Origin of the sequence: Micromonospora qiuiae (assembly GCF_016863555.1) — a bacterium.
GTDB lineage: Bacteria > Actinomycetota > Actinomycetes > Mycobacteriales > Micromonosporaceae > Micromonospora > Micromonospora qiuiae.
This window is the reverse complement of sequence record NZ_BOPC01000070.1, coordinates 1-19,531: the sequence shown is the minus strand read 5'-3', so window position 1 is coordinate 19,531 and position 19,531 is coordinate 1. Positions and strand designations below refer to the sequence as shown.

The following is a 19,531-nucleotide window of genomic DNA, read 5'->3' as shown; positions in this document are numbered from 1 at the left end:
CAGGAGGCAGCCGAGGCTGCCGCCGACCGGACGGATCTCCGTGTTGCCGATGCGCATGGTCTCACCTGTTCGTCGGTTCGTCGGAGTGCTGGTGCCGCAGCAGCGCGCGGCCGACGCGCCGCACCGCATCCGGAAGTCCGGAGCTGCGGGCGTCGCGGGGGTGGCAGGTCACAGCTCGCGTAGCCGGGGCAGTAGCTGCTCCTGCGCCCAGTCCAGGAACATCGGTTGGCCCTCGCCGCCGACCTGGACAAGCGCCACGTGGGTGAACCCGGCGTCGACGAATTTCTTGAACGCGGACACATGCTTGTCCACGTCGGGTCCGCAGGAGATCCCGGCCGCCACGTCCTCCTCGCGGACGCTCTGGGTGGCCGCCTCGAACGCGTCGGTGTCGGGCAGATCGGTGTTGACCTTCCAACCCAGCCCGAACCAGCGGAACTGGTCGTGAGCGATCTTGCGGCATTCGGCCTCGTCGGGTCCGTAGCAGATGGCCACCTGCCCGTACCGGGGGCGCCCGACGCCGCCGGCCTCCTCGTACATCTCCACCAGGTGCGCCTGCGGCTCGGTGGCGATCAGGCCGTCGGCGTACTCGGCGGCGAGGGTGGCGGACTGCCGGCCGGAGGCGGCCACCGCCATCGGCACAGGCTGGTCGGGCCGGTCCCAGACGTACGCGTCCGGCACGTCGTAATGGTTGCCGGAGAAGGTCAGCGTCTCCCCGCCCAGCAGCGGCCGGATGATCTGCAACGCCTCCTCGAACATCTCGTGCCGCTGCTGCACGTGCGGCCACGCGCCGACCACGTGCTCGTTGAGGTTCTCTCCGGCGCCGAGACCGAGAGTGAACCGGCCGTCGGAGAGGACCCCGATGGTGGACGCCTTCTGCGCCACCACCGCCGGGTGGTAGCGGCGGATCGGACAGGTCACGAAGGACATCAGCTCCGCGCGGGAGGTGGCGTGGGCGACCGCGCCCAGCACCGACCAGGCGTACGGCGAATGGCCCTGTGACTCCAGCCAGGGGTAGTAGTGGTCGGACACGACGAGTTGGTCGAAGCCGGCCGCCTCGGCGCGTACCGCGTAGTCGACGAGCTGCTTCGGGCCGGCCTGCTCGCACAACAGGGTGTAGCCGATGCTGACCATGGCGTCTCCTTCCGAACCGGGTGACCCGTTCCGGATACCCCACCCCGGTTTGATCAACCCTTGGGCGCTTGACGCCCTTACTAGCCCTTGCCTACCGTTGGCCTGAACCGGTTCAGATGCCGGCGTGGTGCACATCCTGTGGTGGGGATGTCTGCCCCCGTGACGGCTCACTTCTCATGGGCCGTCACGGGTCGCCGGCGATCGTCGAACTTACTGAACCGGTTGCTTTCGGCATTCCATCGGCCTACGCTGATGCCTGCCTCGCCGGGCCCCAAGGCAGCGGCTGTCGGGCTCAGCCGCCATGCCTGCCACCACCGCAACCCCCAGAATTGGGCACAGGGGGAGAAACCTCTGCGAGGAATGCGATGAAAAGACTATTCGCGGGCGTCGGCGCCATCCTGCTGGCGACCGTCGCCGCCGTGTTCGCCTTCGGGCCGTCGGCGCAGGCCGCCACCGGCTTCACGGTCAGCGGCGGCAAGCTCTACGACGCGAACGGCCAGGAGTTCATCATGCGCGGCGTCAACCACGCGCACACCTGGTACACGAGCCAGACCAGTTCCTTCGCCAACATCAAGGCACTCGGGGCGAACAGCGTCCGGGTCGTGCTCTCCAGCGGCGACCGGTGGACCCGCAACAGCGCCGCCGACGTGACCAACGTGATCCAGCTGTGCAAGGCCAACCGGCTGATCTGCGTGCTGGAGGTGCACGACACCACCGGCTACGGCGAGGAGAGCGGGGCGATCACCCTGGACCGGGCGGTCGACTACTGGCTCAGCATCGCCAGTGCGCTCAACGGCCAGGAAGCGTACGTGATCGTCAACATCGGCAACGAGCCGTACGGCAACCAGAACTACGCCTCCTGGACCACCGACACCGCCAACGCGATCCGGCGGCTGCGTAACGGCGGTATCCAGCACACCATCATGGTGGACGCCCCGAACTGGGGTCAGGACTGGGCCTTCACCATGCGCGACAACGCGCCGACAGTGTTCAACGCCGACCCGGCCCGCAACACGGTCTTCTCGATCCACATGTACGGTGTCTTCGACACCGCCGCCAAGATCAGCGATTACCTGGGCCGCTTCCGCAGCCGCGCCCTCCCGATCGTGGTCGGCGAGTTCGGCCACAACCACTCCGACGGCGATCCCGACGAGGACGCGATCCTGTCGTACACCCAGGCAAACGGCATCGGCTGGCTGGGCTGGTCGTGGAGCGGCAACAGCGGCGGCGTCGAGTACCTCGACATGGTGACCAACTTCAACCCGAACCAGCTGACCAGCTGGGGTCAGCGGCTGTTCAACGGCCCCAACGGCATCCGGCAGACCGCACGCGAATCCAGCGTCTACGGGCCGGGCCCCACCCCCACCCCCACCCGCCCGCCGAGCCCGACCCCGACGCCCACCCCGACCCGCACTCCGACGCCGATCCCGCCCACGTCGACCCCGCCGCCGAGCGTTGGCTGCTCCGCGACGTACTCGATCAGCAACGAGTGGCAGGGCGGGTTCCAGGGTGATGTCCGGGTGACCGCCGGCAGTTCCGCCATCAACGGCTGGACGGTGCGCTGGACCTTCGCCAACGGCCAGACCGTGACGCAGTCCTGGAACGCCACGCTGACCAGCAGCGGCTCCACGGTGACGGCGCGCAACGTCGACTACAACGGTCGGCTCGGCGCCGGAGCCAGCGCCAGCTTCGGCTTCCTCGGCAGCTGGAACGGCACCAACTCGGCACCTGCGGTGACCTGCACCGCGAGCTGACCCCCGCCGCGATCCACCGATCTGTTTCCGCCGAGTTGGCGGGCGCTGTCCTTCGCACCGGTGGCCGGGCCCGACACGGGTCCGGCCACCGCTTCCGGGGCCGGCTTCGGCCCTGAGCCAGGCCGCGTCGGGTGGCTCAGTTCAGGCGGGCGGCGCGCATCAGCAGGTAGCGCTGCTCGGGGATGCTCGCGGCCAGGCTGGCGGCGAGCCGGTACTCCGCCACCGCACGCTCGCGGTCACCGGTCATCTCGTGCAGGTGGGCGCGGACCGCCGGCAGCCGGTGATGCCCCGCCAGCCGGGTGTCGCCGTCCAGCGCGTCCAGGGCGGCCAGGCCGGCCTCCGGCCCGTGCGCCATCGCGAGCGCGACCGCGCGGTTCAGCGTGATCACCGGGCTGGCGGCCAGGCTCGCCAGCACCTCGTAGAGCGCGAGGATCTGCGGCCAGTCGGTCTCCTCGGCGGTCGGCGCCTCGTCGTGCAGCGCGGCGATGGCGGCCTGCACCTGGTACGGGCCGACCGGGCCCCGGGGCAACGCCCGGGTGAGCAGCGCGACGCCCTCGGCGATCGCCGCCGTGTCCCATCGGCCGCGGTCCTGTTCCGCCAACGGGATCAGCTCACCCGCCGCGCCGGTACGCGCCGCGCTGCGTGCCTCGGTGAGCAGCATCAGCGCCAGCAATCCGGCGACCTCGCTGTCGTCCGGCAGCCGGGCGTGCAGTTCCCGGGTCAGCCGGATCGCCTCGCGTGACAGGTCGACCCGGCGCAGCCGGTCTCCCGCGCTGGCCACGTACCCCTCGGTGAAAATCAGGTAGAGCACGTGCCGCACCTGGGCCAGCCGGGCCGGCAGCTCGGCCGGCTCGGGCATCCGGAACGGCGTACCGGAAGCTTTGATGCGCTGCTTGGCGCGGCTGATCCGCTGCGCCATCGTCGACTCCGGCATCAGGAACGCCCGCGCGATCTCGGCGGTGGTCAGGCCGCCGACGGCCCGCAGGGTGAGCGCGACCGCCGAGGTCGGCGACAGCGCCGGGTGACAGCAGAGCAGAAGCAGCACCAAGCCGTCGTCGCGGTCCGCGCTCAGCTGATCGTCGATCGCCGGTACGCTGCGCCGGTCCGCCGGCGCCCGCCGGGCGACCAGGTCCTCGCGCGCCCGGCGGGCCTGCTCGGCGCGGACCAGTTCGACCATTCGCCGGTACGCGACCTGGACCAGCCAGCCCCGAGGATTGCCCGGTACGCCGTCCTGCGGCCACTGCGTGGCGGCGGCCAGCAGGGCCTCCTGCACCGCGTCCTCCACGGTGGCGAAGTCACCGAATCGGCGGGTGAGCACGCCGAGGACCTGCGGCGCGAGATCGCGCAGCAGGTCCTCGATCAGGGACTTTCGCCTCATCGGTGGGCAAATCCGTGCGAGCGTGGATATTGCGGTGGAACTTCGGATCGGAGATGTCATGCTAAACGGAAAGATCGCCCTCGTCACCGGGGGTGGGGCAGGTATCGGCCGGGCGATCGCGCAGGCCTACGCCAACGCCGGGGCCAGCGTCATGGTCACCGATATCAATTCCGACGCGGCCGACGCGGTCGCTTCCGAGATCACCGAGTCCGGTGGCACCGCTGACAGCAGGCACCTCGACACGACCGATCCCGACCAGCATTTCGACGTGATCAAGGACATCGAGGAACGCTTCGGCCGGTTGGACATCGCGGCGAACAACGCCGGGGTGACGGTGCCGGCCGTTCCTACTGCGGATCTGCCGCTCGACCAGTGGGAGAAAGTCCGCAACGTCGACCTGGACGGCGTCTTCTACGGCGTACGCGCCCAGATTCCGGCCATGCTGCGGGCCGGCGGCGGCGTGATCGTGACGATCTCCAGCATCGCCGGCAAACGCGGTCTCTTCGGCATGGCACCGTACGCCGCCGCGAAGCACGGCGTGATCGGCATCATGCAGACCATCGCCTGGGAGTACGGGCAGCAGGGCATTCGTGCCCTCTCCGTCGGTCCCGCCTACATCGCCACCGGCCTGGAGAACAACATCCCGGTGGAGATCCGCAGGACGCTGCCCGGCATGCACGCTCTCGGGAGAATGGGCGAACCACGCGAGGTCGGCGACACCGTCGCCTGGCTCAGCAGCGATCAGGCGAGCTTCCTCACCGGCTCCTACATTCCCGTCGACGGCGGCTACCTGGCCCGCTGAGGGGCTTTCTCCCGGCCGCTGGGATGCTTTCCGTTGACTGACGCCGACGAGGACGGCGAGGCCTGCGGCACGCCTCGCGCCGCAGGCCCTCGATCAGCGGCTCGCTCGTCACACGTCCTGCGGTGGCGCGGACATCACCGGGTGCACCTCGATCGGCATGTTCAGCGGCTTCCCGCCGGGACCGGGGGCGGTGGAGATCCAGGCGGCGAGCTCGACCGCCCGCTCCGGAGTGTCAGTGTCGACGATCCAGTAGCCGGCGAGGAACTCCTTCGTCTCGGCGAACGGCCCCTCGGTCACCACCGGCGCCCCACCGCCACCGGCGCGTACGATCTTCGCCTGCGCCGGCCCGGCGAGCCCCTGCCCGTCGACCCACTCGCCGTCCGCGACCAGCTTCGCGTTGACCTCGCCCATGAACCCGATGTGGGCGCGGATCTCCTCCGGCGTCCAGGTGTGGATCTCGGGGAAATCGGTCCCGGCGGCGCTGAACTGCATCAGCAGCATGTACTTCACGGCTTGTCTCCCTCTGGCTGTGCGCCATTGTCGGTGCTTTCACCAGCAGGTCGAAGCCGCCGAGCCGGTTCTCGACATCCGGCACCGGTCTCTTCACGTGCGCTCGAATGGATTTGCCAGGGCGACCCCGGTGGCGGCGACATCGGCGACGTTGCGGGTCGCCAGAGTGAGACGGTGCACGATCGCGGTAGCCGCCAGCAGCCCATCGACCGCTGGCGGGCGGTGGGTCGGAACGTTGAGCCTGCCCCATTGCTGCGCGACCTCCACGGACACAGGCAGGATGCGATCGCCGTATCCGGTGACGAGTGTGTCGAGCCATTGCTCCAGCGCAACGGCCCGATCGGCCGCCTTGGGTCGTAGTCGTTCTATGCCCGCGCGAATTTCCCCGACGGTCAAGGTGCTGAGGTAGGCCGGGGCATGCCGGTGCGCTTCGTGCCAAGCCAGTACGGCGGGGTCGGGACGAGCTTTGCGCAACTCGGAAACAACGTTGGTGTCGAGTAGGTATCCCGTCTCAGCCGGCAAGGTCGACCTCGCGCGGAAGGTCGGTGGCGCGCTCGACGTCGAGGTCGATGTCAAGCAGTGGGCCCGACCGGAGGTAGTCCATCAGCTCAACCTGCTCGCCCCGCAGTCGCCGGTACTCGTTGATGTCGATGACCACTGCGACTTCCTGTCCGTGCCTGGTCACCACCTGGGCCTCGCCGGAGGCGGCTGCGCGAAGTACCTCACTGAACCGCTGCTTGGCTTCCTGTACCTGCCAGTGCATAGTTGGCCTCCATGCTGCGCCGGCTCTCCCGGAGTGCAAGTCTAGACAGACTAGACTACCAGCCCTCCGGTCGTCCGCAGCGTCAAGGATGGCGAGTTCGACTTGACGGCAGCTCGATAGCCCGGCCTTGCTCTGGGCGGTTGCACCACACGAGGTGCCACCATCCGATCACTTGCGAAGTGTTGAACCTCAAGGATTGTCGATTCACACCCGTGTCGTGGTCGGCCGGGCCGGGCACTTCCGTCCGCTGGCGGTCGGCGTGTTTTCAGCGACCTCACAGCGGCGACCGATACCGTGCGGCGGTCAGCGTCCGCTCCTAAAGGGAGTACGGGCACCAGACCCCGCGGGAGTACCGATGGTCTTCAAGAAGATGTTGAGCGCGCTCGGCGTGGGCGGTCCCAGTGTGGACACCGTCCTGGCCAACCCGAACACCCGGCCCGGAGAAACCCTCAACGGCCAGGTGAGCCTGATCGGTGGGGAAGCCCAGGCCGACATCGAGCAGATCGTCATCGGGCTGGTCACCCGCGTCGAGGTCGGTGAGCAGGCCGGCGTGATGGAGTTCCACCGGCAGGTGGTCAGCGGCCGGCTCCAGCTCGCCCCGAAGCAGGCGCTGTCCATTCCGTTTCAGCTTCCGGTGCCGTGGGAGACCCCGGTCACGGCGGTGTACGGGCAGCGCCTGCACGGCATGACGATGGGGCTGCGTACCGAGCTGGCGATCGCCCGCGCGGTCGACAAGGGCGATCTGGACGAGGTCAATGTGCACCCCCTGCCGGTGCAGGAGCGGATCCTCGAGGCGTTCGGCCAGCTCGGTTTCCGGTTCAAGAAAGCGGACCTCGAACGCGGCATGATCCACGGCGTGCAGCAGACGCTGCCGTTCTACCAGGAGATCGAGTTCTTCGCGGCGCCGCAGTACGCGCAGGTCATCAACGAGGTCGAGCTGACCTTCGTGACCAATCCGCACGGCATCGACGTGGTGCTGGAGTGCGACAAGCGGGGCGGTTTCCTCGTACCCGGCCAGGACGTCTTCGGCCGCTACCAGGTCGGGCACGCCGAGGCTGACAAGCACGACTGGACGCAGGTGGTCGACGGCTGGCTGCGCGAGACGATCGATCGCTTCAGCACCATGCGCGCCCAGGCGTTCGGCGCACCGGGCTACGGTGCTCCCCAGGGCTACGGTGCTCCCCAGGGCTATGGCGCACCGCACGGTTACGGCGCACCCCAGGGATACGGCCCGCCCGGCAAGTACGGCCCGCCGCAGCGGCGGGGCGGCGCCGGCATCGGCGGCGTGGTGGCGGGCGCGGCGCTCGGCGCCGCGGGCGGGATGCTCGCCGGCCACATGATCAGCAATGCCTTCGAAGGCGGCGAGGAGGAGATCGCCGAGGCGGCCGGCGACTTCGACGGTGGCGACTTCGGTGGTGGTGACTTCGGGGGCTTCGAGGAGTTCTAGGTCGTCGGGAACGCCGGTGGTGGCCCTCCGGGACGAACCCGGAGGGCCACCGTGTTACGCGCGGCAGGTCAGCGTCCGCGCTGCTTGCGCTCCTCGCTGGAACGCCGGGCGCTGCCGGCCTTGGCCAGACCACGGCTACCCAGGTAACCAAGGGTCAGCAGGGTGATGAAGAGCCACGCCTGGCCGGGGTTGTTGATGTTCAGGCCGTTCGCGGTCGTACCCTTCCAGAAGGCGGAGATCACCAGGAGGGTGACGGCGGCCGCGTAGATCCAGAACTCCGTGGTCAGGAAGGCCTGCTTGGTCTCCGTACCCGGTGCCTGCATCGGCTCCCGATGCCCGTCGTGCATCATCGGCATCGGCTGGGTCGGAGTCTCCTGCATGGCCTGCCGCTGCTGTACGTCCGGAGCCGGACGATTCGTCGGCCTGGTGGATGCAGCCTGCGTGCTCATCTGTCCTCCTCAGGATGTGATGAGTCGTAACCCTCGCCCCGCTACCGCGTGTCGGCCACGGCACGGTTTGCGTGCTCGGCGCGGGCACCCCGCGTCTACCCGGTGCCTGAGTAGCAGTAACCCTCGATTGACCGGCGGATCCCGAAGGACGGAGAAGGCTGGGTGACTGCTACCCGTACGCGCGCGTCCCGCGTGGCAGCCACGTTCCTCGCGCTTCCACGACTGAGGAAACGCCGTTGAGAGGTTGATGGCGTATGTCGGGTTCCGCCTCGGCTCGGCGGTCCGGCCCGTGCGGGTTTGTCCCGCCGGCCACCGGGCACGCACAACAGACCGACGCTTCTGCGAGGTGATGGATCGTGCGTGAGGACGACATGCGACAGGAAGCCGCCCGCCGGGCCGAGGAGCAGATCGCCGGCGGCGTCTACGGCGAGGGCGCGGTGGACGAGGTGACCGTGCCGCCGACCGATGTGGAGGCCGCCATCCAGCGCGACGACCGGGACGATCCGGCGCACGTGCCGATCGATCCCACCGTGCTGCGGGACGGCGGCCCCACCAGGGGACAGGGCGCGATCACCACGACCGGCGGTACGGCCGGACCGGCCAGCGCCCGCCGGTTGGCCCGCCAACCGGAGCGGCATCGGGGCAAGGTGGCCCCGACCACCACGGGAGACGCCACCACCGGTGGCATGAGCACCCCCTCGGGTGGCTCCACCAGTGATCAGTCGGCTCCCGCCACCCACACCGGCAACTTCGCCGACTGACCCGCCCACCCGTATCCCGCATCCCGCATCCCGCTGACCCCGGTTGATCATGAAGTTGTTGCCTCCCCGCCCGGCGTGTCATGGCAACAACTTCATGATCGGCCTCAGGCCTCAGGCCTCAGGCCTCAGGCCTCAGGCCTCAGGCCTCAGGCCTCAGGGGTCAGGGGTCAGGGGTCAGGGGTCAGGGGTGGGGGGAGTGGGGGGAGTGGGGGTCAGGGGTGGGGGTGAGGGTGCTCAGGCGTTGGGTGGCGCGCGTGAGGGCCACGTAGAGGTCGCTGGGGCCGCGCGGGGACTCGGTGGCGATGCGGTCGGGGTCGACCACGATGACCGAGTCGAACTCCAGGCCCTTGGCCTCGGCGACGGTGAGCAGCACCACCCGGCTCTCCAGGTCGGGTTGCTCGCCGACGGCCGCCTCAGGCAACGCCGAGGTCAGGGCGACACCGAGGTCGTCGCGCCGGCCGGCCGGCACGATCACTCCGAGCCGCCCGTCGGCCAGCCCGGCCACCTCCGCCGTGGCGATCTCCACCAGCTCCGCGGCCAGCCGCTGCGCCGGCACGGTGTGCTCAGCGGGCGGAAACCCACTGGAGCGTACGGCGCGCGGTGGGCGCAGCGTCGGGTCGATCTCGGTCAGTACCTCGGCAGCCACCGCCATGATCTCGGCCGGGGTACGGTAGCTGACCGTCAGCTCGGTCAGCCGCCACCGGTCCGCCACGTACGGCGCCAACGCCTCCGCCCACGACGGTGTGCCGGCCAGCGCCCCGGTCTGCGCCACGTCGCCGACGATGGTCATCGAGCGGCTCGGGCAGCGGCGCATCAGCAGCCGCCACGCCATCGGCGACAGCTCCTGCGCCTCATCGACGATCACGTGACCGAAGGCCCAGCTCCGGTCGGCCGCCGCGCGTTGCGCGGTGGTCAACCTATCCGCCTCCTCCTGCCGCTCCAGCAGCCGGTCGGCGTCGAGCAGGTCGGTCACGCCGAGGATCTCGCCACCGTCGGCCTCGTCCTCCACGTCGATCGACCGGGAACCCCGGGCGATCTCCAGGACGCCCTCGGCGTACTCCCGTTGCAGGGCGCGGATGCGTTCCCGGCGGGCGGCAGCGGCCCGGTCGTCCTCACCGAGCAGCTCCGCCGCCTCGTCCAGCAGCGGTACGTCCGCCGGGGTCCAGCCGCCCGGTTCGCGGTGCAGCGCGGCCCGCTCGTCGGCGGCCAGCATCGGCGCGGCGGCGGCGATGCGCTCGGTCGAGGCGTACAGGTCGGCGAGGAGGCGCTGCGGAGTGAGTACCGGCCACAGTTCGTCCAGTGTGGCCCGCACCTCCGGCTCCTCGCGCAGTTCGCGGCGGATCTCCGCGAGGTCGGCCTCCTCGAGCAGGTTCTCCCCGCCCAGCGGATCGGCTCCGATCCGCTCCGCCACCTGCGCGGCCAGCGCATGGATGATTTCGATGTCGAAGATGGCGCGGGCCAGGTTGTGCGGCCGCCCGCTGCGGCGGGCCCGGTCCCGGGCCGCGCGCACGGTGCCCGGGTCGAGGACCAGGATCTCCCGCTGCGGCAGCTCGATCTCCAGCGGCTCGTCGGGCACCCGCTGCCGGTCGCGTACCGCGTTGGCGAGCACCTCCGCCATCACCGCACGTCCCTTGACGGCGGCGGTGGTGGCCGGCTCCGCGCGCCGGGCGTTGACCCCGGGAAAGAGGTCAGCCTGGGTACGCAGCAGCACGCCGGTCTCGGCCAGCGCCGGCAGCACCTGCGAGATGTAGCGCAGGAAGGTGGCGTTCGGGCCGACCAGCAGCACGCCGCGGCTGGAGAGCTCCCGGCGGTGGGTGTAGAGGAGGTACGCCGCGCGGTGCAGCGCCACGGCGGTCTTGCCGGTACCGGGGCCACCCTGCACCACCAGTACCCCGGGCAGGTCGGCCCGGATGATGCGGTCCTGTTCGGCCTGGATCGTTTCGACGATGTCGCGCATTCGGCCGGTGCGGCCGGCGTTCAGCGCAGCCAGCAGCGAGGCCTCCCCGGTGAGTTCCTCGTGGGCGGTGGGAGAGGCGGTGGCGAGGTCGAGCACCTCGTCGTTGACGGCGATCACCTTGCGCTGCCGGGTCCGCAGGTGGCGGCGCCGCCGAACGCCCTGCGGGTTGGCGGCGGTGGCCAGGTAAAAGGCGCGGGCGGCCGGGGCACGCCAGTCCATCAGCAACGGGTCGTAGTCACCGTCGGTGTCGAAAATGCCGATCCGGCCGATGTAGCGGCGCTCGCCGTCGTCGGTGTCCAGCCGGCCGAAACACAGACCGTTCTCCACCGCCGAGAACTGTTCGACCTGGTCGGCGTACATGCGCACCGAGCTGTCGCGTTGGGAGCGGTCCTGCAGGGTGCCGCCGGTCGTCCGCAGCTGTTCGGTCAGCCGTCGGGACGCCTGCTCGCGAAGGTCGTCCAGGCGCTGGTAGAGCATCGAGACGTACTCCTGCTCGCGGCCGATCTCGTCGTCGGACGGCGAACCGCCGGAGTGCCTTGACAATCCGTCTCCCCTATGATTAGAGTTTGGGGTGATAACGGCTAGTTTCAGCCGTTTTCCTTTTTTGTGCCTGAACTGCCAAAGATACCGCGCGGCAATCGGCGCAACCAGGCGCGGCCGGCCCCCGCCGGGCCGCCCTCAGCGACGCTTTGTGCAGACCTCACCGGATCGGGCGACGGTCTCGGTTGACCAGGCGACCGCCACCGTGAAGCAGTAGTCGAGTCTGCGGTCGAGGCTGTAGACGACGAAGCTCTCGGTGCCAGCGGGCAGGTCGGCGAAGGGGGACGGCGCCTGACCGCTGCGGCCACCCGAGACGATCACCGGCCCCTCGCTCCCGGCCGGGTACTTCCAACTCAGTGTCACGCTGTCGCGATTGTCCTTCAGGGCGAGCCCGCTGGGTGGGGCGCCGGGCGAGGCGGGCGCCGGGCCAGGGGTGGTGGCCACCGGGGTGGAGGTCGGCGCGTCGCTCGCGGTGGGCGCGGAACCGCCGGTGCCGTCGACCCTCGACACCCCGGCGATGACCGCGGCGGTGCCGAGCAACACCACGACCACGCCCGCCGCGACGATGAGCACCAGCCGGTTCGGCCGTCGGGGCGGCACCGGGGCCCGTCGCACCGGCACCGGAAGCAGCCGTGACGGTGGCCCCGGCTGCTCGGGCTCGGCGACTCGACGCAGCCGGTACACCCCGGAAGCCTGAGGGGTCAGCCCGGTCAGATCGGCCACGCTCGGCGGCAGCGTGGTGGACGGTTCGGGGTACGACGGCGTCGCCGCCCCCGTGGGGTACGGGTCGGGGCCGGGCTCGCCGGGATACGGACCGGGGCCGCCCGCGCTGGCCTGGTCCGTGGCATACGGGCCGAGTTCGGATCGATCGGGGTACGGGTCGAATTCCGGCTCACCCGTGGGGTACGGGTCGGGTTCGGGCTGATCGGTGGCGGGCCAGCCCGTGTCTCCGGCGCCCGGCTGGTGCAGCGGTGGTGAGGCCCACCAGTCCTCCGGCGGCCCGGCCGGCCCGTCCACGGGTTGCCGGGGAGTGGGCACCGGCGAGGCCGCGCCGGCGTGACCCGTCGCCGGATGGCCCTGGCTGGGGTGATACCCCTCGACGGGGTGTCGTTCCCCAGCCGAGTGTTGTCCCGGGGGTGGGTGCTGGCTTGCCGCTGGGTACTGTTTCGCGTTTGCCGCCGGGTAGTGTTCCGCGGCTGGGTCGCGCGATCCGGCCGTACCGGGATCCGCCAGGCCCGGCTCGGGCTCCACCGGCCAGCCCGGAGAAGGCTCCGCCGGCCAACCCGGCTCAGTGTCCGGCCACGGGAGCCCCGACTCCGCGAGCTCGCTCTCGTCCTGATCCGACCACCCCGGACCCATCCCGCTCGCTCCCGCCGTGCCGCTCGTTTCGTGCGGGTCGCTGGCGTTCGTTGCGGCTGGGTCGGCCGTTTGCTGCGGGTCCGTGGTGTTCGTTGCGGCTGGGCCGTCCGGGTCGGTCATGGTGGGGTCCGAGAGTGGCGGATCGGGCCAGTGCGGTGTGGAGGAGGCGTCGGATGGCGGGATACGGGCGGCGGGCACTGCCGGACCGCGCGCGCCGACCGGCGGTGTCTCGGAACAGACATGCTCCGGATTCGCCGCCGCCCGGGCCAGGGCCGCCACCTGCGCGGCCAGCGGATCGTCCGGGGCAAGGTGCTGACGGCACAGCTCGCGGGCCAGGGAAAGGGTGTCGTGCGCCTCACCGAACTGTCCGCAGTCGCGCTGCATCGAACCGAGCCGGGCGAGCATCTTGATCCCGCTCGGGTGCCCGTCGCCGTAGACCTCGCGGTGCAGTTCCCAGGCGTCCTGGAGGCGGTCGCGAGCCACCTGGCACTGGCCGCGGGCGTACTCCACGGTGGCCAGGTCGGCGTGTGCGGCGAGCACCCGCAACGACTCGGGCCCGTCCGAAGCGGTCAGCTCGATGATCACTTCCTGGTACAGCCGAGCCGCTCGGGACCAGCTGCCCACCCGGTGCAGCACGGCGGCCAGGGTGGCGGCAGCGGCTACCGTACGGGGATCGGAGCGCCCGTGCAGTTGGGTGGCGGCGGCGTACGCGTAGGCGGCCCAGGCCCGTGCCGAGTGCGGCTCGCCGAGCGCGACCAGCACCCGCGCATGCAGGCCGGCCGCCTCGGCAAGCTCAGGTGTCGCGTTGGCGGGGCGCGGGTCGGCGCCGGTCAGCGCGTCGGCGAGTAGCCGCTGGGCACCGGCGAAATCGCCGGCGGAGACCAGGTCGTGCGCCTGATCAGTCAGTTCACCGAAGCCGGAGGGCACGCCCCATCGTGCTCATCTGACGACGATATGTACAAGACCCGCGCCGGAGTGGTTCGGTCCGGAACTGGTCAGGGACGGCTCAGGTGATCGGTCAGTGCCTCGCTGATCCGGCGTAACTGGTCGACCTGAGCCGTGCTGAGCGCGTCGAACAGGTGTCGGCGTACGCCCTCGACGTGCCCGGGTGCGGCGGCGGCGAGGGTGGCGAAGCCCTCCTCGGTGAGCAGGGCGAGCTGGCCGCGCCGGTCGGTCGGGCAGTCCTCGCGGCGCACCCAGCCGGCTGCCTCGAGCCGGGCCACGGCGTGCGAGAGCCGGCTGCGGGAGGAGCCGGTCAGATCGGCCAGCTCGCTCATCCGCAGCCGTCGCTCGGGCGCCTCGGAGAGGCGTACCAGGATCTCGTAGTAGGCGTGGGGCATTCCGGCGTCGCGTTGCAGCTCGCGGTCGAGCGTCTCCATCAACGCCCGAGAGGCGGCCAGGAAGGCCCTCCAGGTGCGTTGCTCGTCCGGGTTCAGCCAGCGGGTCATGACCGTCATCATACTCGAATAGTTGAACGCTCAACAAAGAAGAGCTACCGTGGGTGCCATGGGAATTCATCGACTCAATCACGCAGTCCTCTACGTCACCGACCTTGAGCGCAGTGTCGCCTTCTACCGCGACGTCCTGGGCTTCCGCCGGGTGCCGATGACCCCGGAAGGCTTCCGCGGCGCCGCCTTCCTCCAGGCGCCCGACTCCACCAACGACCACGACCTCGGTCTGTTCGAGATCGGCGCGCAGGCCGGCCGGTCGACCGCCGGCCGGGCCACCGTCGGCCTCTATCACCTGGCCTGGGAGGTGGACACACTGGACGAGTTGGCCGCCACGGCCCAGCGATTGACCCAGGCCGGCGCCCTGGTCGGCACTTCCGACCACGGCACCACCAAGAGCCTCTACGGGCGAGACCCGGACGGACTGGAGTTCGAGGTGGTCTGGCTGGTGCCGGCCGACCAGATCGACGAGGCCGCGCTCGCCGCGCGTACCCGGATCGGCCGCCTCGACCTGTCCGCCGAGATCCACCGCTATGGCGGCGACACCCGCGGCGGCGTCGGCATCTCCATCCCCGCCTAACAGCCCCCGCCCTTCGTCGGGTTGATCATGAAGTTATTGCCGAGGAAAGCGTCTTCCAGTGGCAATAACTTCATGATCAACGGGTGAGGAGGAGGGAGAGGGTGGGGGTGGGGTAGAACGGCGGGGTGGAGAGTTTCGGCAGTGGGGTGTTCGGGCGGCGGCTGCGGGGGTGGGTGCCGGGGGTGGTGCGCCGTGGAGGGCCTGGCGGGGGGCGGGGGACCGTCGCTCTGGTGTGCGGCGCCGACGACGGAGCTGCGGCGGAGGAGGCGTTGCGGGTGGTGGGCGCGTACGCCGACCGGCTGCGGGGCTGCCGAATCACCGTGCTGGTGCTGACCGACGACGCCGGAGACCTACCCACTCGGCTCGGTGCGATCGAGGCCGGGCTGCCTCCCGAGGTCGCGGTGCACCTGATGCCCGGTCCGCCGAGCCGGCTGCCGGTGGCGCTACGGGCGGCCGGTGCCGCCGGGGCGCCGGTGCTGTCCTACCTGGCGGCGGAGGGCGCCGTGGATCCGGTGGCGCTTTCCGCCGCCGCGGCCGGGCGACCCGCCGAGGCGCTGCTGCTCGCCGGTGCCAACGTGGCCCTGCGGCCGGCGCTGGCCGACGCCGGGTTCCCGCTGTCGACCGAAGTGGAGCTGACCGACATCGGCCGGCGGGTCGGCTTCGGCACCGGCTCCGACCGCAGCCTGGAGGCGGTGAAGGAGGAGCTGTGGGCGGCCGGGCAACGGCTCGTCGACCCGTACGGGATGCCGCTGTCGCCCGCGCCGGAGGTGGACCCGGCGCCGTTGGCTCGCGCCCTGCTGGCCGAGCTGACCCGCAACGGTCCCCGTACCGTCACCGAGCTGCGCCGGTACGCGGTCACCGCCACCGCGTACCGGGCCGTGGACGCGTTGCGGGCGCTGACCGCGCTGCTGGACGCGGGGCGGGTCAGCCGCGCGCCGGAGCAGGGCCGACTCGGCGGCGACGTGCTGCTCACGTCCGTCCCGTCAGCTGCTTGACCACCAGTGACACGCCGGTGGCGATCACCCCGATGCTGAACACCATCTGCACGGTCACCAGCACCCGGGCGAGCTGCCCCTGAGCGTGCACGTCGCCGTACCCGACGGTGGTCAGCGTGGTCACCGCGAAGTAGAGCGCGTCGATGCGGGTCTTCAAGTCGGCGAACTGCGCCGGCGCAGCCCGCGCGACGACGTAGTCGGCCAGGGCGAAGACGAGCAATCCGGCGACCAGGATCACGGCCAGGTGCGTCAGTGAACGGGCTTCGCCGCTGCGGCCGGCGACGAGCTGCCGGCGTACCTGACCCGTCACCAGCCAGGCGACCGCGGCTGCCATCAGCAGGGTGAGAGCGATGCGTACGCCCATCCGCGCGGCGTTGGGATCGGCCCCGAGTGGCACGACGAAGTAGGTCAGCAGGAGGAGTACGCAGGACAGCCAGGCCCGGCGAAGCACTCGCCGTTGGTCCGTATTCGGGTTCATGTCGAAATTGTCCGGTCAGGCGGCTGGCCTGGCCTTTCGATCGTGCCGTTTCGAACCGGCCGGACGGGGCAGGGCGCCAGGCGGGCGGCACCGTCCCGGATGCCGAGGAAGCGGGGAAGCTCGGACGCCGAGCGGGGCGGGGAAGCTCGGACGCCGAGCGGGACGCCGGTGAACCGAACTCCGGCGTCCCGCTCGACCTCGGGACCTCACGCCCGAGACTTGTCCTGCTTCCACGACAGAGGGCCGGGCAGGTCGACGCGGTGCGCCTTGGCTCGCGAGTTCCAGGACCAGCGGCCGATCTTGATGCTCCAGGAGGAGAAGCCGTTCTCGGTGAAGTTCAGGATGAGTGGCCCGTACTTCTTGCGCTTGCGGAACATCAGACCCATCGTGGGCCTCCCTTCAACGCGGTCCCTGCGCGGTCGAAGATGCCCCCGGCGTCGATCCGCCAAACCCTGCGGCGTCCGCAGTGGACGCCGGCCGGCCGTCCCTCCTCAGCGGGGCTCCCAGGCACCGGGCAGGGTGGTCAGCCGGCGAACGTGGGCCGGCATCCGCCCGGTGAGCACGTCCGCCAGGCTCACCTCGTCGACCACCCGACGCAGCGAGGCGCGCACCGCGACCCAGAAGTCGGGCAGGTGCTGTGCCACTCCCTCGTACTCGGTCTCCTCCGGCCGCAGGCCCCGCACGCCGGCCAGCGGTCCCTCCACCCCGCGCAGCACCGCGCCGATGGTCACCTCCTGCGGCGGTCGCGCCAGCGCGTAGCCGCCCTCGGCACCCCGCTGCGCCCGGACGAGCCCGGCGCGGCGCAGGTCCGCCAGGACCGCTTCGAGAAATTTGCGCGGCATATCCTGCTCGGTGGAGATGGTCTGGGTGGACAACAGTGCCGGGTACGCGGCGGCGAGGCTCAGCGCCGCCCGCACCGCGTAGTCGCCACGGGCGGAGATCTGCACCCTGCCATGATGCCCAACCGACCCCGGCCAGGCAGTCACCGGGCTGGCGCGGTCGCGCGTCCCGGCTGCCGCTCAGGCCCCGTTGGCCTCGGCGGGCGGGCGGGGCCGCACGACCGGACCCGGCCCGGGATGCTCGCGAGTGGCACGGAAGGCACCGGGGCTGACCCCGACCTCGCGGGTGAAGAACCGCCCGAAGTTGGTCGGCTCGGTGAACCCGAGCCACCGGCCGATCCGGGCGATCGGCTCGTCGGTCGCGGCCAGCAACCGACTTGCTTGGAGCGCGACCCGCTCGTCCAGCACCTGCTTGGCGCTGCGCCCGGTCACCGCCAGGCAGGCCCGGGTGAGCGTACGCACCGAGCAGCCCAACCGGTCGGCGTAGTCCTCGACCCGGCGGGTGTGCTGGTAGCTGAGTTCCACCTCCCGGCAGAACCGGTGGAAGGTGATCTCTTCGGGGCGCTTTGGGTGGCGGGCCCGGGACGGCAGCATGCTCAGTCGCAACAGCAGCACGGCCAGTTGGTGACGGACCAGGCTGCGGCCCGCCGGGGTGTCCCGGTGCTGGCGAGTGTCCACGGTCAACTGGCTCACCTCGTTGATGACGGCGTCTTCGTCCTCGCCGGCGAGCTGGGCCCAGGACGGCACCTCTTCGACGTTGATGTCCAACCCGCACAGCGCCTCGGGATGCCAGCGGACCACGGTGGCGTTCAACCGGGGCGGCGTGCAGCGCAACACCTGCCCGCTACGCACCCGCAGCACCGTGCCGGGCCGGCAGGACAGGGTGCGGAAATCCACCTCGGCATAGCCGTGGCCGCCGGTGGCCAGCACGATCAGCTCTCGATCCAGCAGCACCTGGCGTCGCCACCCAGGGTCAGGGGCGAGACTGCTCAGCGTGACAGTGTCGATCTCGACGGAACCGGAGACAGCATCGGGTAGGGCCGTGGCGAGGTAACCGGAAGGGACCATCACCTGCGACGTTAGCCCGCGACCGGGCCGGACGCATCTCCTCCCGCCTGCGCGTTCGCCCGCTTCGCGTCGTCTCCTCCTGCCTGCGATCCGCCCGCTTCGCGTCGTCTCCGCCGGCCCGTGACGACTGCCATTGCTGCGCCCGAGAAAGGCGATCTGTTCCTCCGTGCGCGGCGACGTGGGTACCTGGCGGGGTTGTCGTGGTCGGAAAGGGCCGATACGTTACCGCTCGGTAGTGATCTGGTCGCCGTGGCCCGCGAACGGTCCGTGCCGGCGACCCTCCCGGCGGAAAACCGGCCGGCTCGCGAGGGGATGGGCATGAAGGATCTGTTCTCGGTCGACGGCAGGACCGTCCTGGTCACCGGCGGCTCGCGGGGCATCGGGCTGATGATCGCCCGTGGCTTCGTCGCCGCCGGCGCCCACGTGATCATCTCGTCCCGCAAGGCGGAGGTTTGCGCGGCGGTGGCGAGGGAGTTGTCCGCCCATGGGCGCTGCGAGGCCATTCCCGCCGACCTCGGCAACGACGAGGGCGCGCGGGGCCTGGCCGCCGCCGTCCAGGACCGGGTCGACAAGCTCGACGTACTGGTCAACAACGCGGGCGCCACCTGGGGCGCGCCGCTGGAGGACTATCCGGAGAGCGCGTTCGACAAGCTGTGGGCGATCAACGTCAAGGCAGTCTTCCGACTGACCACTGCGTTGCTGCCCGCGCTGCGCGCCGCCGCCGGCCCGGACCACCCGGCGCGCGTGATCAACATCGGCTCCGTCGACGGCCTGCGGGTTCCCGCCATGGAGGTGTACGCCTACTCGGCCACCAAGGCAGCTCTGCACATGATGACCCGCAACCTGGCCCACCAGCTCGCTGGCGAGCAGATCACAATCAACGCGATCGCACCCGGGCCGTTCGAGAGCACAATGATGGCGTTCGCGCTGGACGACCCGGGAACCCGGGCGGCCATCGAGTCCCAGGTGCCGCTGGGACGGATCGGTCGACCGGAGGACATGGCGGGCACCGCGATCTACCTGGCGTCCCGCGCTGGCGCCTACCTGACCGGTGCGGTGATCCCGGTCGACGGCGGCCTTACCACACACGGCTGACCATCTCCCGCCCCCGCCCCACCAACCTCTCCCGCCCTCGCCCCCCAACCCCGCCCACCCCGACCCGCCCTCACCCACCGCCCACCCCGCCCTCACCCACCGCGGCGATCTTGCACTTTGTGTCCCCGCATATTGGGACGTAAGCCGCGTATCGCCGACCGTAAGTGCATGATCGCT

General features: G+C 70.7%; 20 protein-coding genes. 7 read left to right on the top strand and 13 right to left on the bottom strand.

What is annotated here, in order from left to right; all coding sequences use genetic code 11:
* Positions 1 to 168: 168 nt before the first annotated feature.
* Complete coding sequence (locus tag Vqi01_RS22930; RefSeq protein WP_204036905.1) at positions 169 to 1,131, bottom strand: TIGR03557 family F420-dependent LLM class oxidoreductase; 963 nt, start codon at positions 1,129 to 1,131, stop codon at positions 169 to 171.
* Positions 1,132 to 1,496: 365 nt separating this feature from the next.
* Here Vqi01_RS22930 and Vqi01_RS22925 point away from each other — a divergent pair, with 365 nt between their 5' ends.
* The gene (locus Vqi01_RS22925) at positions 1,497 to 2,885 is read left to right on the top strand and encodes a cellulase family glycosylhydrolase (protein WP_204036904.1); all 1,389 of its coding nucleotides are present in this window, start codon (positions 1,497 to 1,499) and stop codon (positions 2,883 to 2,885) included.
* A 136-nt stretch (positions 2,886 to 3,021) separates the two neighbouring features.
* Here the strand turns inward: Vqi01_RS22925 and Vqi01_RS22920 are convergent, their stop codons facing one another.
* The gene (locus Vqi01_RS22920) at positions 3,022 to 4,263 is read right to left on the bottom strand and encodes an RNA polymerase sigma factor (protein WP_204036903.1); all 1,242 of its coding nucleotides are present in this window, start codon (positions 4,261 to 4,263) and stop codon (positions 3,022 to 3,024) included.
* Between the two features lie 58 nt (positions 4,264 to 4,321).
* Here Vqi01_RS22920 and Vqi01_RS22915 point away from each other — a divergent pair, with 58 nt between their 5' ends.
* A complete protein-coding gene (locus Vqi01_RS22915; protein ID WP_204036902.1) occupies positions 4,322 to 5,065 on the top strand; it encodes an SDR family NAD(P)-dependent oxidoreductase in 744 nt (247 codons plus the stop codon).
* A gap of 108 nt (positions 5,066 to 5,173) precedes the next feature.
* Here Vqi01_RS22915 and Vqi01_RS22910 read toward each other — a convergent pair whose 3' ends face one another.
* The 3 genes from Vqi01_RS22910 to Vqi01_RS22900 all read right to left on the bottom strand — a co-directional run bounded on the left by Vqi01_RS22910 (position 5,174) and on the right by Vqi01_RS22900 (position 6,338).
* Positions 5,174 to 5,566 carry a YciI family protein gene (locus tag Vqi01_RS22910; RefSeq protein ID WP_239098591.1) on the bottom strand — a complete coding sequence of 131 codons (393 nt, stop codon included), beginning with the start codon at positions 5,564 to 5,566 and terminating at the stop codon, positions 5,174 to 5,176.
* A gap of 102 nt (positions 5,567 to 5,668) precedes the next feature.
* Entirely contained in the window at positions 5,669 to 6,097 is a 429-nt protein-coding gene (locus Vqi01_RS22905) for a type II toxin-antitoxin system VapC family toxin (protein WP_204036900.1), read from the bottom strand.
* Positions 6,087 to 6,338 carry a type II toxin-antitoxin system Phd/YefM family antitoxin gene (locus tag Vqi01_RS22900; RefSeq protein ID WP_204036899.1) on the bottom strand — a complete coding sequence of 84 codons (252 nt, stop codon included), beginning with the start codon at positions 6,336 to 6,338 and terminating at the stop codon, positions 6,087 to 6,089. The genes Vqi01_RS22905 and Vqi01_RS22900 overlap by 11 nt, the downstream gene beginning before the upstream one ends.
* A 355-nt stretch (positions 6,339 to 6,693) precedes the next feature.
* On the opposite strand from Vqi01_RS22900, the gene Vqi01_RS22895 reads away from it, so the two are divergent.
* A complete protein-coding gene (locus Vqi01_RS22895) occupies positions 6,694 to 7,785 on the top strand; it encodes a sporulation protein (protein ID WP_204036898.1) in 1,092 nt (363 codons plus the stop codon).
* 68 nt (positions 7,786 to 7,853) lie between these two features.
* On the opposite strand, the gene Vqi01_RS22890 is transcribed toward Vqi01_RS22895, so the two are convergent.
* Complete coding sequence (locus tag Vqi01_RS22890; protein WP_204036897.1) at positions 7,854 to 8,234, bottom strand: hypothetical protein; 381 nt, start codon at positions 8,232 to 8,234, stop codon at positions 7,854 to 7,856.
* 356 nt (positions 8,235 to 8,590) lie between these two features.
* Here Vqi01_RS22890 and Vqi01_RS22885 point away from each other — a divergent pair, with 356 nt between their 5' ends.
* Positions 8,591 to 8,995 carry a hypothetical protein gene (locus Vqi01_RS22885; protein WP_204036896.1) on the top strand — a complete coding sequence of 135 codons (405 nt, stop codon included), beginning with the start codon at positions 8,591 to 8,593 and terminating at the stop codon, positions 8,993 to 8,995.
* A gap of 181 nt (positions 8,996 to 9,176) precedes the next feature.
* Here Vqi01_RS22885 and Vqi01_RS22880 read toward each other — a convergent pair whose 3' ends face one another.
* The 3 genes from Vqi01_RS22880 to Vqi01_RS22870 form a co-directional block, all read right to left on the bottom strand.
* Positions 9,177 to 11,495 (bottom strand): HelD family protein, encoded by a 2,319-nt coding sequence (locus tag Vqi01_RS22880; protein ID WP_204036895.1) that lies wholly within the window; start codon positions 11,493 to 11,495, stop codon positions 9,177 to 9,179.
* A 135-nt stretch (positions 11,496 to 11,630) separates the two neighbouring features.
* Positions 11,631 to 13,778 carry a tetratricopeptide repeat protein gene (locus Vqi01_RS22875; RefSeq protein ID WP_204036894.1) on the bottom strand — a complete coding sequence of 716 codons (2,148 nt, stop codon included), beginning with the start codon at positions 13,776 to 13,778 and terminating at the stop codon, positions 11,631 to 11,633.
* Positions 13,779 to 13,846: 68 nt separating this feature from the next.
* Positions 13,847 to 14,308: a MarR family winged helix-turn-helix transcriptional regulator gene (locus Vqi01_RS22870; protein ID WP_204036910.1), complete on the bottom strand. Its 462-nt coding sequence runs from the start codon at positions 14,306 to 14,308 to the stop codon at positions 13,847 to 13,849.
* Positions 14,309 to 14,357: 49 nt separating this feature from the next.
* Here Vqi01_RS22870 and Vqi01_RS22865 point away from each other — a divergent pair, with 49 nt between their 5' ends.
* Together Vqi01_RS22865 and Vqi01_RS22860 are read left to right on the top strand one after the other, a co-directional pair.
* On the top strand, positions 14,358 to 14,879 hold the full coding sequence (locus tag Vqi01_RS22865; protein WP_204036893.1) for a VOC family protein: 522 nt from the start codon (positions 14,358 to 14,360) through the stop codon (positions 14,877 to 14,879).
* A 125-nt stretch (positions 14,880 to 15,004) separates the two neighbouring features.
* Positions 15,005 to 15,874, top strand: a complete 870-nt coding sequence (locus Vqi01_RS22860) for a hypothetical protein (RefSeq protein WP_204036892.1) — start codon at positions 15,005 to 15,007, stop codon at positions 15,872 to 15,874.
* Here the strand turns inward: Vqi01_RS22860 and Vqi01_RS22855 are convergent.
* The 4 genes from Vqi01_RS22855 to Vqi01_RS22840 all read right to left on the bottom strand — a co-directional run bounded on the left by Vqi01_RS22855 (position 15,849) and on the right by Vqi01_RS22840 (position 18,259).
* Positions 15,849 to 16,352: a potassium channel family protein gene (locus tag Vqi01_RS22855; RefSeq protein WP_204036891.1), complete on the bottom strand. Its 504-nt coding sequence runs from the start codon at positions 16,350 to 16,352 to the stop codon at positions 15,849 to 15,851. The two genes, Vqi01_RS22860 and Vqi01_RS22855, sit on opposite strands and share 26 nt — an antisense overlap.
* A gap of 206 nt (positions 16,353 to 16,558) precedes the next feature.
* Positions 16,559 to 16,738 (bottom strand): DUF4236 domain-containing protein, encoded by a 180-nt coding sequence (locus Vqi01_RS22850; protein WP_131056659.1) that lies wholly within the window; start codon positions 16,736 to 16,738, stop codon positions 16,559 to 16,561.
* Between the two features lie 105 nt (positions 16,739 to 16,843).
* A complete protein-coding gene (locus tag Vqi01_RS22845; protein WP_204036890.1) occupies positions 16,844 to 17,299 on the bottom strand; it encodes an RrF2 family transcriptional regulator in 456 nt (151 codons plus the stop codon).
* Positions 17,300 to 17,371: 72 nt separating this feature from the next.
* Entirely contained in the window at positions 17,372 to 18,259 is an 888-nt protein-coding gene (locus tag Vqi01_RS22840; protein WP_204036889.1) for a helix-turn-helix domain-containing protein, read from the bottom strand.
* Positions 18,260 to 18,577: 318 nt separating this feature from the next.
* Between Vqi01_RS22840 and Vqi01_RS22835 the strand changes: the two genes are divergently transcribed.
* The gene (locus tag Vqi01_RS22835; protein ID WP_204036888.1) at positions 18,578 to 19,354 is read left to right on the top strand and encodes an SDR family oxidoreductase; all 777 of its coding nucleotides are present in this window, start codon (positions 18,578 to 18,580) and stop codon (positions 19,352 to 19,354) included.
* Positions 19,355 to 19,531: the final 177 nt, after the last annotated feature.